The organism is Streptomyces sp. ASQP_92 (genome assembly GCF_025399895.1).
Lineage (GTDB): Bacteria > Actinomycetota > Actinomycetes > Streptomycetales > Streptomycetaceae > Streptomyces.
Genome location: NZ_JAODUA010000013.1, coordinates 226086 through 237885, shown reverse-complemented (window position 1 = coordinate 237885; position 11800 = coordinate 226086). Strand labels below are relative to the sequence as shown.

12 protein-coding genes are annotated in these 11800 nt (G+C 69.0%); 9 read left to right on the top strand and 3 right to left on the bottom strand.

What is annotated here, in order from left to right:
- Window positions 1-316: 316 nt before the first annotated feature.
- Window positions 317-988 carry a response regulator transcription factor gene (locus tag N4G70_RS25605; RefSeq protein WP_120724956.1) on the bottom strand — a complete coding sequence of 224 codons (672 nt, stop codon included), beginning with the start codon at window positions 986-988 and terminating at the stop codon, window positions 317-319.
- Window positions 989-1115: 127 nt separating this feature from the next.
- On the bottom strand, window positions 1116-1973 hold the full coding sequence (locus N4G70_RS25600; RefSeq protein ID WP_261715053.1) for a RecB family exonuclease: 858 nt from the start codon (window positions 1971-1973) through the stop codon (window positions 1116-1118).
- Window positions 1974-2151: 178 nt separating this feature from the next.
- Between N4G70_RS25600 and N4G70_RS25595 the strand changes: the two genes are divergently transcribed.
- From N4G70_RS25595 to N4G70_RS25585, 3 genes are all read left to right on the top strand, one after another.
- A complete protein-coding gene (locus N4G70_RS25595) occupies window positions 2152-3411 on the top strand; it encodes a site-2 protease family protein (RefSeq protein WP_261715052.1) in 1260 nt (419 codons plus the stop codon).
- A 58-nt stretch (window positions 3412-3469) separates the two neighbouring features.
- Window positions 3470-4357 carry a tRNA (adenine-N1)-methyltransferase gene (locus N4G70_RS25590; RefSeq protein WP_053723500.1) on the top strand — a complete coding sequence of 296 codons (888 nt, stop codon included), beginning with the start codon at window positions 3470-3472 and terminating at the stop codon, window positions 4355-4357.
- A gap of 187 nt (window positions 4358-4544) precedes the next feature.
- Window positions 4545-5126 carry a hypothetical protein gene (locus N4G70_RS25585; RefSeq protein WP_261715051.1) on the top strand — a complete coding sequence of 194 codons (582 nt, stop codon included), beginning with the start codon at window positions 4545-4547 and terminating at the stop codon, window positions 5124-5126.
- A gap of 53 nt (window positions 5127-5179) precedes the next feature.
- Here the strand turns inward: N4G70_RS25585 and N4G70_RS25580 are convergent, their stop codons facing one another.
- The gene (locus tag N4G70_RS25580; protein WP_120724966.1) at window positions 5180-5458 is read right to left on the bottom strand and encodes a ferredoxin; all 279 of its coding nucleotides are present in this window, start codon (window positions 5456-5458) and stop codon (window positions 5180-5182) included.
- Between the two features lie 240 nt (window positions 5459-5698).
- On the opposite strand from N4G70_RS25580, the gene arc reads away from it, so the two are divergent.
- The 6 genes from arc to prcA all read left to right on the top strand — a co-directional run bounded on the left by arc (window position 5699) and on the right by prcA (window position 11774).
- Entirely contained in the window at window positions 5699-7465 is a 1767-nt protein-coding gene (gene arc / locus N4G70_RS25575; protein WP_261715050.1) for a proteasome ATPase, read from the top strand.
- Between the two features lie 235 nt (window positions 7466-7700).
- Window positions 7701-9212 (top strand): depupylase/deamidase Dop, encoded by a 1512-nt coding sequence (gene dop, locus N4G70_RS25570; protein ID WP_261715049.1) that lies wholly within the window; start codon window positions 7701-7703, stop codon window positions 9210-9212.
- 119 nt (window positions 9213-9331) lie between these two features.
- Window positions 9332-9550 carry a ubiquitin-like protein Pup gene (locus N4G70_RS25565; RefSeq protein WP_016325855.1) on the top strand — a complete coding sequence of 73 codons (219 nt, stop codon included), beginning with the start codon at window positions 9332-9334 and terminating at the stop codon, window positions 9548-9550.
- 5 nt (window positions 9551-9555) lie between these two features.
- Window positions 9556-10161 (top strand): endonuclease VII domain-containing protein, encoded by a 606-nt coding sequence (locus tag N4G70_RS25560; protein WP_261715048.1) that lies wholly within the window; start codon window positions 9556-9558, stop codon window positions 10159-10161.
- Window positions 10113-10958 carry a proteasome subunit beta gene (prcB, locus tag N4G70_RS25555; protein WP_261715047.1) on the top strand — a complete coding sequence of 282 codons (846 nt, stop codon included), beginning with the start codon at window positions 10113-10115 and terminating at the stop codon, window positions 10956-10958. The genes N4G70_RS25560 and prcB overlap by 49 nt, the downstream gene beginning before the upstream one ends.
- 54 nt (window positions 10959-11012) lie before the next feature.
- On the top strand, window positions 11013-11774 hold the full coding sequence (prcA, locus tag N4G70_RS25550) for a proteasome subunit alpha (protein ID WP_120724975.1): 762 nt from the start codon (window positions 11013-11015) through the stop codon (window positions 11772-11774).
- Window positions 11775-11800 lie beyond the last annotated feature (26 nt).

Genomic DNA, 11800 nt, shown 5'->3' with positions numbered 1-11800 from the left:
GCTGTTTGACGCCGGGTCCGGGCGAACGCCAGCCCTGCCAGGGGTTCGGGTCGGGCGAGCGCTGTTTGACGCCGGGTCCGGGCGAACGCCAGCCCTGCCAGGGGTTCGGGTCGGGCGAGCGCCAACCCGCCAGGGGCGCGGGGAACTGCGCGACCGGCCACCCACGACGGCCGGCCGACAGCCGACGCGCACCCCCCAGGAAGGGGGGCACGGGGGCAGCGCCCCAGGGTGCTGGCCGACCGCCGGCGTCCGACCCGCGCGCCCCGGGAAGGGGGTCCGGGGGCAGCGCCCCCGGTGCCCAAGAGAGCCACCCCCTCTACTGAGCACCCGGCCGAACCAACCCACTCTCATACGCGTAGACCGCCGCCTGCACCCGATCCCGAAGCCCCAGCTTCGTCAGCACATGCCCCACATGCGTCTTGACCGTCGTCTCGCTGACGAACAGATCCGCCGCGATCTCCGCGTTGGACAGCCCGCGGGCGACCAGCTTCAGCACCTCGACCTCGCGGTCCGTCAGCGTGTGCAGCGTGTCCGGCACCGGCTCCTCGCCGGACGGCAGATGGTCGGCGTACTTGTCGAGCAGCCGGCGCGTGATCGAGGGCGCCAGCATCGCCTCGCCGCCCGCGACCACCCGGATCGCCTGCACCAACTCGTTGGCCGGCGCGTCCTTCAGAAGGAAGCCGCTGGCTCCCGCCCGGAGCGCCTCCACCACGTACTCGTCGAGGTCGAACGTGGTCAGGACGAGCACCTTCGCGGGGCCGTCCTTGCCGGGCCCGCTGATCTGCCGCGTCGCCTCCACCCCGTCCATCCGCGGCATCCGGATGTCCATCAGGACCACATCGGGCTGGAGCGCCCGCACCTGGTCGAGGGCCTGGAGACCGTCACCGGCCTCGCCGACCACCGCGATGTCCTGCTCGGCCTCCAGGATCATCCGGAAGCCGGTGCGCAGCAGCGGCTGGTCGTCGACCAGTAGGACGCGGATCGCCACGGGTACTCCTCATCAGGATTGCTGGACCGGGCCCATTCTGCCCTGCTCACCGATGGTGCGTTCGGCCGGGCGCGGGCCCCCGGCCACCGCCGCGCCCCCAGGGCCGCGGGCCGTGAGCCGCCGTACCTCAGCCTGCCGTCTTCGGTGCCGGAGTGATGGACAGCGGGTATACCGGGGGAGTCCCGCCGAATTCCGGACAGACCGCCTGATGGTCGCACCAACCGCACAGCTTGGTCGGCCGGGGCAGCCACTCGCCCGTCTCGGTGGCGAGCCGGATCGCCTCCCACAGCGCGTGCAGCTTCCGCTCCACCTGCACGAGATCCGACTCGACCGGGTCGTAGGTCAGCACATCGCCACTGCCCAGGTACACCAACTGGAGCCTGCGCGGCACGACCTGCTTGAGGCGCCAGACCACCAGCGCGTAGAACTTCATCTGGAACAGCGCCCCCTCCGCGTACTGCGGACGCGGGGCCTTGCCCGTCTTGTAGTCGACGATGCGCACCTCGCCGGTGGGCGCCACGTCCACCCGGTCGATGACACCGCGCAGCCGCAGACCCGACTCCAGCTCGGTCTCGACGAAGAACTCCCGCTCCACCGGTTCCAGACGGGTGGGGTCCTCCAGCGAGAACCACCGCTCCACGAGCCGCTCGGCCTCGCCCAGCCACTTGGTGAGCCGCTCGCCCTCCGCGTCGTCGGCGAACAGCTCGGTCAGCTCGGGCTTCGCTTCGAGCAGCCGGTCCCACTGGGCCGGGATCATCGACTTGGCGCGGGGCGCGGTGCGCTCGGCCGCGGGATCGTCGAAGAGGCGCTCCAGGACGGCGTGCACCAGCGTGCCGCGGGTGGCGGCCTCGCTCGGCTTCTCGGGCAGCCGGTCGATCACCCGGAACCGGTACAGCAGGGGGCACTGCATGAAGTCGTTCGCCCGCGACGGCGACAGCGACGTGGGCTGCTGTGCGGCCGCGGCCCCACCGGTGCTCGTACTCATGACTCAGACCCTACGACCCGCCACTGACAGCGAGCGGAATACCATCGACGACGGGCGCCCTCACCCTGCATGATCGTGGCATCGCACCATGCAGCGAACATTCGGCGGACGAGGAGAGTCCGGCCGGGGCTCCGGGGCAGGTTGCCCGGAACAGGCATCGTACCGACGAAGGGAACCCGTGGAAGACAGCGGCGAGAGCGGCGAGCGCGGACGGCCGCGGTCCGGCGCCAAGGACAAGAAGCCCCGAGGTGGTGGTCCGGGCAAGGGCAAGCAGCCCCGTCCCGGCCCCGGCGGCGGCATCCTGATGGGCCGCCCGTTCGGAGTGCCCGTCTACGTCGCCCCGAGCTGGTTCCTGGTAGCGGCCCTCATCACCTGGGTCTTCGGCGGTCAGCTCGACCGCGTCCTGCCCGAACTCGGCGCCGCCCGCTACCTCGTCTCGCTCTTCTTCGCCGTCGCCTTCTACGCCTCCGTGCTGGTCCACGAACTCGCCCACACGGTGGCCGCGCTCCGCTTCAAGCTGCCGGTCCGCCGCATCCAGCTCCAGTTCTTCGGCGGCGTCTCCGAGATCGAGAAGGAGACCGAGGCGCCGGGCCGCGAATTCGTCCTGGCCTTCGTCGGCCCGCTGCTCTCGCTCGTCCTGTCCGGCGTCTTCTACCTCGGCATGAAGGCCGTCGAACCCGGCACCGTCCCCGGCGTCCTGCTGGCCGGCCTGATGGTCTCCAACCTCATCGTGGCCGCGTTCAACCTGCTGCCCGGCCTGCCCCTGGACGGCGGCCGGATGCTCCGCGCCGTGGTCTGGAAGATCACCGGCAAGCCCATGAGCGGCACCATCGCCGCCGCCTGGGTCGGCCGCGCCCTCGCCGTCACCGTCCTCATCGGCCTGCCGCTGCTCACCCAGACCGGGGTGCTCGGCAACTCGCCCGACGAGGTCGGCGGCATGGACACCGTCACCGACGCGCTGCTCGCCGCCATCCTCGCCGCGATCATCTGGACCGGTGCCGGCAACAGCCTGCGCATGGCCAGGCTGCGCGAACACCTCCCCGAGCTGCGCGCCCGCACCCTCACCCGGCGGGCCGTGCCCGTCGAGTCCACCACCCCGCTCTCCGAGGCGCTGCGCCGCGCCAACGACGCGGGTGCCCGCGCCCTGGTCGTGGTCGACGGGCACGGCGACCCGACCGCGCTGGTGCGCGAGGCCGCCATCGTGGGCGTCCCCGAACACCGCCGCCCCTGGGTCGCCGTCAGCGGCCTCGCCCAGGACCTCACCGACGGCATGCGCGTCCCGGCCGAACTCGCCGGGGAGCCCCTGCTCGACCTGCTGCGGGCCACCCCCGCCAGCGAGTACCTGGTCGTGGAGGAGACCGGCGAGATCTACGGGGTGCTCTCCGCCGCCGACGTCGAGAAGGCCTTCGTCGCGGCCATGGCGCGGCCCGGCTCCTAGTTCCCGCGGCGCCACGGCCGTGGCGTTCGAGACCTGGAACGGCCGGTACTCTGGTCGTATGTCCGAACCGACCGGTGCCGCCCGCCGTCGCGGGCCCTTCAAGGTCGGGGACCAGGTCCAGCTCACCGACCCCAAGGGACGCCACTACACCTTCACGCTCGAAGCCGGGAAGAATTTCCACACCCACAAGGGTTCCTTCCCGCACGACGAGCTGATCGGTGCTCCCGAGGGCAGTGTTGTCCGTACCACGGGAAACGTCGCCTACCTCGCGCTGCGCCCCCTGCTCCCCGACTTCGTCCTGTCCATGCCCCGCGGCGCCGCCGTGGTCTACCCCAAGGACGCGGGGCAGATCCTGGCCTTCGCCGACATCTTCGCCGGCGCCCGCGTCGTCGAGGCAGGGGTCGGCTCGGGCTCGCTGAGCGCCTTCCTGCTGCGCGCCATCGGCGACCACGGCATGCTGCACTCCTACGAGCGCCGCGAGGACTTCGCCGAGATCGCCACGCAGAACGTGGAGCGCTACTTCGGCGGACCGCACCCCGCCTGGCAGCTCACCGTCGGCGACCTCCAGGACAACCTGTCGGACACCGACGTCGACCGCGTCATCCTGGACATGCTCGCCCCCTGGGAGTGCCTGGACGCCGTCTCCAAGGCGCTCGTGCCCGGCGGCATCCTGTGCTGCTACGTGGCCACCACCACCCAGCTCTCGCGCACCGTCGAGTCCATCCGCGAGATCGGCTGCTTCGCCGAGCCGCAGCCCTGGGAATCGATGATCCGCAACTGGCACGTCGAGGGCCTGGCCGTCCGCCCGGACCACCGGATGATCGGCCACACCGGCTTCCTGGTGACCGCCCGCCGCCTCGCCGACGGAGTGGAACCCCCGATGCGCCGCCGCCGCCCCGCCAAGGGCGCGTACGGCGACGACTACGAGGGCCCCAACAAGGACTGAACGCAGTTCTGGGGCCGCGCCTCGTACAACGAACCGGCGCCGCCGCCGAGTTCCCGGACCGACACGGGAACTCGGCGGCGGCGCCTTTACGTTGTGCCTCTTGCCCCGGTATTCCGCCCACCTGTGACGTGTGGCACGATGCTGGCCACCCCACCACCCGCACCGCCCTTCACAGGAGACCTCCCGCGTGCAGAATGCCGCCGTCCCTGAGCTCGCGCACACCCATGCCCGCCCGCTGCACTGGATCGCCACCGCGACCGCGATGGCGGGCGTGGTCGCCCTCGCGGGCCTTCTGACGCCGGACGCGGCCACCGCATCCCAGACCGCGACGCCGGGAGGCGACGCCCCCCTCACGACGGTGGCCGCCCCCGACGCGGGCACCGTCGCCTACCCCCTGGACTGCGCGAACGTGGGCACGGTGGTGGAGAAGCAGGCCACCGGCGACCTCGACGGCGACGGCGTACCGGAAACGGTGGCGGTAGTGCACTGCCGGGCCGGCGGCGGCACCCCGCCCCACGGCGTCTACGTCCTGACGCGGCCGGCCGTCAAAGGAGCCCCGCCCCGCCTGGTGGCGACGCTGGTCGACCCGAAGGACCGGCGCACCGTCACCGACCTCGCGGTGCACGACGGTGTGGTGGCGGCCACCCTGCTCGGCTACTCCTCCGACGACGTGCCGCGCTTCAAGCCCGATGTCCGCCAGGACGTCAAGTGGCGCTGGCGGGGCGGGAAGTTCGTCCGCTCGACCGGGGCCGCCGCGATGGGCGTCTGAGCCGCCCGACACCGGTTCGGGACGACCGGACACGGCGTCCGGTCACCTCGACGTCACTCCGCGTCGGGCCCGTACACCTCGACGCTGTCCGAAACCCGACGTACGTGAATGCAGTCGCCCGGGCACTCCTTCGCCGAGTCCACGACGTCCTGGAGCAGCGGCAGCGGGACGGGCGTCGTGGCCCGCGGCGACTGCAGCAACTCGTCGTCGGAACTCTTCACATACGCAAGCCCGTCGATGTCCAGCTCGAAGACCTCGGGCGCGTACTGGACGCAGATGCCGTCGCCGGTGCACAGGTCCTGGTCGATCCAGACTTCAAGAGCCTCGTTCATGTGCCTGCCGTTCCTGCGCGAGTGAATCAATCGGTGCCAGCCCTGACGGGTGTTGACTCCATCGACGATAACAACCGCCCGCTTTCCGATGTTGTTGGGTGGGTATTCCCCTGACGTGAGGGAGAGCGCAAGGGTGAAGATCGGACACACCCCAGAGTCTTTGTGATCTAGGGGTTTCAATCACCACCAGCCCAGGTAGGGTCAGGAAGCGTCCAGCTCCCCTTGGAGGAGGTGAGGACCGTGGCAGCCCACGACGACGACATCAACCGCGGCATCCGGCCCGGGCGGGGGTCTGAGGACCCAGCCGGCCAGGTTGCCTATCTAGAGCAGGAAATCGCCGTCCTGCGACGCAAGCTCGCCGACTCTCCGCGTCATACGAGGATTCTCGAAGAGCGGATCGTCGAGCTGCAGACCAGCCTGGCGGGTGTGTCCGCACAGAACGAGCGGCTCGCCAACACCCTCCGTGAGGCCCGCGACCAGATCGTGGCCCTCAAGGAGGAGGTCGACCGGCTCGCACAGCCGCCGGCCGGCTTCGGTGTCTTCCTGCACGCCAACGAGGACGGCACCGCCGACATCTTCACCGGGGGCCGCAAGCTCCGGGTGAACGTCAGCCCCAGCGTCGAACTCGACGAACTGAGGCGCGGCCAGGAAGTCATGCTCAACGAAGCGCTCAACGTGGTCGAGGCCATGGAGTTCGAGCGCGCCGGGGACATCGTCACCCTCAAGGAGATCCTTGAGGACGGCGAGCGCGCCCTGGTGGTCGGGCACACCGACGAGGAACGGGTGGTGAGGCTCGCCGAGCCGCTCCTGGACATCACCATCCGCCCCGGCGATGCGCTCCTGCTGGAACCCAGGTCCGGCTACGTCTACGAAGTGGTCCCCAAGAGCGAGGTCGAGGAACTCGTCCTCGAAGAGGTCCCGGACGTCGACTACGACAAGATCGGCGGTCTGGGCAACCAGATCGAGCTGATCCGCGACGCGGTCGAACTCCCCTACCTCTACCCCGACCTCTTCAAGGAGCACGAACTGCGGCCGCCCAAGGGCATCCTGCTCTACGGCCCGCCGGGATGCGGCAAGACGCTGATCGCGAAGGCGGTCGCCAACTCCCTTGCCAAGAAGGTCGCCGAGGTGACCGGCCAGCCCGCGGGGAAGAGCTACTTCCTCAACATCAAGGGCCCCGAACTCCTCAACAAGTACGTCGGTGAGACCGAGCGGCACATCCGTCTCGTCTTCCAGCGTGCCCGGGAGAAGGCGAGCGAGGGCACCCCCGTCATCGTCTTCTTCGACGAGATGGAATCGCTCTTCCGCACCCGCGGTTCCGGCGTCAGCTCGGACGTGGAGAACACCATCGTCCCGCAGCTCCTCGCCGAGATCGACGGTGTGGAGGGCCTGGAGAACGTCATCGTCATCGGCGCCTCCAACCGCGAGGACATGATCGACCCCGCGATCCTGCGGCCCGGCCGGCTCGACGTGAAGATCAAGATCGAGCGTCCGGACGCGGAGGCGGCGAAGGACATCTTCGCCAAGTACCTCAGGTCCTCCCTGCCGCTGCACGCCGACGACCTCGCCGAACACGGCGGGGACAAGGACGGCACCACCCACGCGATGATCCAGTCCGTGGTGGAGCAGATGTACGCGGAGTCCGAGGAGAACCGCTTCCTGGAAGTCACGTACGCCAACGGCGACAAGGAAGTCCTGTACTTCAAGGACTTCAACTCCGGAGCCATGATCCAGAACATCGTGGACCGGGCCAAGAAGATGGCCATCAAGGCCTTCCTCGACCAGAACCAGAAGGGCCTTCGCATCTCCCACCTCCTCCAGGCCTGCGTGGATGAGTTCAAGGAGAACGAGGACCTGCCGAACACCACCAACCCGGACGACTGGGCCAGGATTTCCGGAAAGAAGGGCGAGCGGATCGTATTCATCCGCACGCTCGTCACCGGAAAGCAGGGCGCGGACACCGGACGCTCCATCGACACGGTGGCCAACACCGGTCAGTACCTGTAAAAAGGCAGGCCGGCTGCGGGTGCCCGGGCGGGCACCCGCAGCCGGCTGCTTTTCAGGCCACGAACGGCACAAGAGCAATGACGGAATTGATCTCCCCACGAGCGCAAAGGCGTTCTAGGCTTTTCGGTACCGCCTAGTCGCGCAGTGCGGGGACGGGCACCGCACACGCACCGGAGAACCAGCGGTACTTGAGCGCCGCTCCCGCGGGGGAGCGCCGCCGGGCAAGGAGGGCCGCATGACCGTACGGCGAGTAATGGGCATCGAGACGGAGTACGGGATCTCCGTCCCCGGCCACCCCAACGCCAATGCCATGCTCACCTCGTCCCAGATCGTCAACGCCTACGCGGCGGCGATGCACCGGGCGCGCCGCGCCCGCTGGGACTTCGAGGAGGAGAATCCGCTGCGGGACGCCCGCGGCTTCGACCTCGCCCGCGAGGCCGCCGACTCCAGCCAGCTCACCGACGAGGACATCGGCCTCGCCAACGTCATCCTCACCAACGGGGCGCGCCTGTACGTCGACCACGCCCACCCCGAGTACAGCTCGCCCGAGGTCACCAATCCGCGGGACGCCGTTCTGTGGGACAAGGCCGGCGAGCGCATCATGGCCGAGGCCGCCGAGCGCGCGGCCCAGCTGCCCGGCGCCCAGCCGATCCACCTGTACAAGAACAACACCGACAACAAGGGCGCCTCGTACGGCACGCACGAGAACTACCTGATGAAGCGGGAGACCGCGTTCTCGGACATCGTGCGCCACCTGACCCCGTTCTTCGTCTCGCGCCAGGTCATCACCGGCGCCGGACGCGTGGGCATCGGCCAGGACGGCCACGAGCACGGCTTCCAGATCAGCCAGCGGGCCGACTACTTCGAGGTCGAGGTCGGCCTGGAGACGACCCTCAAGCGCCCCATCATCAACACCCGGGACGAGCCGCACGCGGACGCCGAGAAGTACCGCCGCCTGCATGTGATCATCGGCGACGCCAACCTCTCCGAAATCTCGACCTACCTCAAGCTGGGCACGACCTCGCTGGTCCTGTCCATGATCGAGGACGGGTTCATCAATGTCGACCTCGCCGTCGACCAGCCGGTCCGCACCCTCCACCAGGTCTCGCACGACCCCTCACTGCGACACCTGGTCACGCTCCGCAGCGGCCGCACCCTCACCGCCGTACAGCTTCAGATGGAGTACTTCGAGCTGGCGCGCAAGTACGTCGACGAGCGCTTCGGCGCGGACGCCGACGAACAGACCAAGGACGTCCTGGTCCGCTGGGAGGACGTCCTGAACCGCCTGGAGAACGACCCGATGAGCCTGTCGGGGGAGCTCGACTGGATCGCCAAGCGCGAGCTGATGGAGGGCTACCGGCGCCGTGACGGCCTCGACTGGGACGCGGCCCGCCTGCACCTGGTGGACCTCCAGTACGCCGACGTACGCCCCGAGAAGGGCCTGTACAACCGTCTGGTGGCCCGCGGCAAGATGAAGCGGCTCCTGGACGACCCCGGCGTCCTGCGGGCCCAGACGAAGCCCCCGGAGGACACCAGGGCGTACTTCCGAGGCCGCTGCCTGGAGCAGTACGCGGACGACGTCGCGGCCGCGTCCTGGGACTCGGTCATCTTCGATCTGCCGGGCCGTGACTCCCTCCAGCGGGTGCCAACCCTGGAACCCCTTCGCGGAACGCGTAATCACGTGAAGGCGCTGCTCGACCGGTGCCGGACGGCCGAAGATCTGGTGCGGGTGCTCTCGGGGGGCTGAAAGCCCTGAGGTGTGGGAAACACAGAGGTAGGCCCCTCACGTTGCGCAAAGACGGGGCCGATGTCAGACCCTGCTTGTAGGGTCTGATCAAGGACATCGAACCGAGCGGGGTGAGGTAGATGGCGACCAAGGACACCGGCGGCGGACAGCAGAAGGCGACGCGTTCCACCGAGGAGGTCGAGGAGCAGGCGCAGGACGCGCAGGCTTCGGAGGACCTGAAGGAACGGCAGGAGAAGCTGTCGGACGACGTGGACTCGGTTCTGGACGAAATCGACGACGTACTTGAGGAAAATGCCGAGGACTTCGTGCGCTCATTTGTGCAAAAAGGCGGGCAATAACGGACATGTCCGGCTCGGTCGATGTGAAGCAGTGCACCGGCTGTAAGCGGACACTCCCCCTCGTTTCTTTCGCTGCCGACAGGAACAGAAAAGACGGGCTTCAGGTGCGGTGCCGGGAATGCGTAGCGCGGTATGGGGCCGCGCATTACCGACGCCGTCGTGAAGCCGTCGGCAGGAGCGTGCGGGAGAAAGTGGACGTCCCGACGGGACACAAGCAGTGCCGCACCTGCGGCGAAGTGAAGCCGCACAGCGACTGGCATCGCAATGCGACAGCCTCGGACGGCCTCTCCACGCGCTGCAAGGCGTGCCGGGCCGTTCAGGGGCGCGAGGGCCACCTCAAGCGTCAGTACGGCATGACCGAGGCGGACCGTGATGCCTTGGTCGAATCGCAAATGGGCCTCTGCGCAATCTGCCTCTCTGCTCCCGCCGTTCACGTGGATCATTGCCACCAGACGGGTAGGGTCCGAGGCGTACTCTGCTTCAACTGCAATTCGGCCATCGGCAAGTTGGGAGACGATCCCGACACCGTCCGTCGCGCTGCCGCCTACTTGGAAGGAACCTCGTGGAAGCCAACACTCGTGGCACCGGGCGTCTACCAGCTGCCTTCCTGACGCCCGGCTCCTCCTCATTCATGGACTTCCTGTCCGACCACTCGCCGGAGATGCTGCCCGGCAAGCGGGTCCTGCCGCCCGTGCAGGGTCACGTCGAGGCGCCCCACGGCACGACGATCGTGGCCGCCACGTTCCCCGGCGGGGTCGTGCTGGCCGGTGACCGGCGGGCCACGATGGGCAACATGATCGCTCAGCGCGACATCGAGAAGGTCTTCCCGGCCGACGAGTACTCGGCCGTCGGCATCGCCGGCACCGCCGGTCTCGCGGTGGAGATGGTCAAGCTCTTCCAGCTGGAGCTGGAGCACTTCGAGAAGGTCGAAGGCGCCACGCTCTCCCTGGAGGGCAAGGCCAACCGGCTGTCCACGATGATCCGCGGCAACCTGGGCATGGCCATGCAGGGCCTGGCCGTGGTCCCGCTCTTCGCGGGGTACGACGTGGACCGCGAGAAGGGCCGGATCTTCTCCTACGACGTCACCGGCGGCCGCTCCGAGGAGCACGGCTTCGCCGCCACCGGTTCCGGCTCCATCTTCGCCCGGGGCTCCATGAAGAAGCTCTACCGCGAGGACCTGACGGAGCAGGAGACGACCACCCTGGTCATCCAGGCGCTGTACGACGCCGCCGACGACGACTCGGCCACCGGCGGCCCGGACATGGCGCGCCGGATCTTCCCGATCGTCACCGTCATCACCGAGGACGGCTTCCGCCGGCTCACCGAGGCGGAGTCCTCCGAGCTCGCCCGCTCCATCCTGGAACGGCGGCTGGAGCAGCCCGACGGCCCCCGGGCCTCCCTCCTCTGAGGCCCGCGCGGGCCCGAGATGACCCAGCCACTGACAGAAAGGGACGGTTAGCCGGTGTCGACCCCGTTCTATGTCTCACCCCAGCAGGCCATGGCCGACCGTGCGGAGTACGCCCGCAAGGGCATCGCCCGCGGCCGCAGCCTGGTCGTGATCCAGTACGCCGACGGCATCGTGTTCGTCGGTGAGAACCCGTCCCGCGCGCTGCACAAGTTCAGCGAGATCTACGACCGGATCGGCTTCGCGGCCGCCGGCAAGTACAACGAGTACGAGAACCTCCGCATCGGCGGCGTCCGTTACGCGGATCTGCGGGGATACACCTATGACCGCGACGATGTGACGGCCCGTGGGCTCGCCAACGTCTACGCGCAGACGTTGGGCACCATCTTCTCCAGCGTCGGCGAGAAGCCGTACGAGGTGGAGCTGGTCGTCGCCGAGGTGGGCAGCACGCCCGAAGAGGACCAGATCTATCGGCTGCCGCACGACGGCTCGATCGTGGACGAGCACGGCTCGGTCGCGGTCGGCGGCAACGCGGAGCAGATCAGCACGTTCCTGGACCAGCGCCATCAGGACGGCATGTCGCTGGCCGAGGCGCTGAGGCTGGCCGTGCAGGCGCTTTCCAGCCAGACCAACGGCGCCGACCGGGAGATCCCCGCCGAGCGCCTGGAGGTCGCGGTCCTGGACCGGACGCGGCCGCAGCAGCGCAAGTTCAAGCGCATCGTCGGGCGCCAGCTCTCCCGGCTGCTCCAGTCCGATGTGGCCAAGACCGAGCCCACCGAGGCCCCTTCGGACGATCTGGAGGAGACGGAGGACGAGTAGTCCCCGCCCCTCACCCATCGAGGTCT

Coding starts and splice junctions, on each gene's coding strand:
- N4G70_RS25565 (WP_016325855.1), top strand. CDS start 9,332: ATGGCGACCAAGGACACCGGCGGCGGACAGCAGAAGGCGACGCGTTCC.
- N4G70_RS25590 (WP_053723500.1), top strand. CDS start 3,470: ATGTCCGAACCGACCGGTGCCGCCCGCCGTCGCGGGCCCTTCAAGGTC.
- N4G70_RS25580 (WP_120724966.1), bottom strand. CDS start 5,458: ATGAACGAGGCTCTTGAAGTCTGGATCGACCAGGACCTGTGCACCGGC.
- N4G70_RS25600 (WP_261715053.1), bottom strand. CDS start 1,973: ATGAGTACGAGCACCGGTGGGGCCGCGGCCGCACAGCAGCCCACGTCG.
- N4G70_RS25560 (WP_261715048.1), top strand. CDS start 9,556: ATGTCCGGCTCGGTCGATGTGAAGCAGTGCACCGGCTGTAAGCGGACA.
- dop (WP_261715049.1), top strand. CDS start 7,701: ATGACCGTACGGCGAGTAATGGGCATCGAGACGGAGTACGGGATCTCC.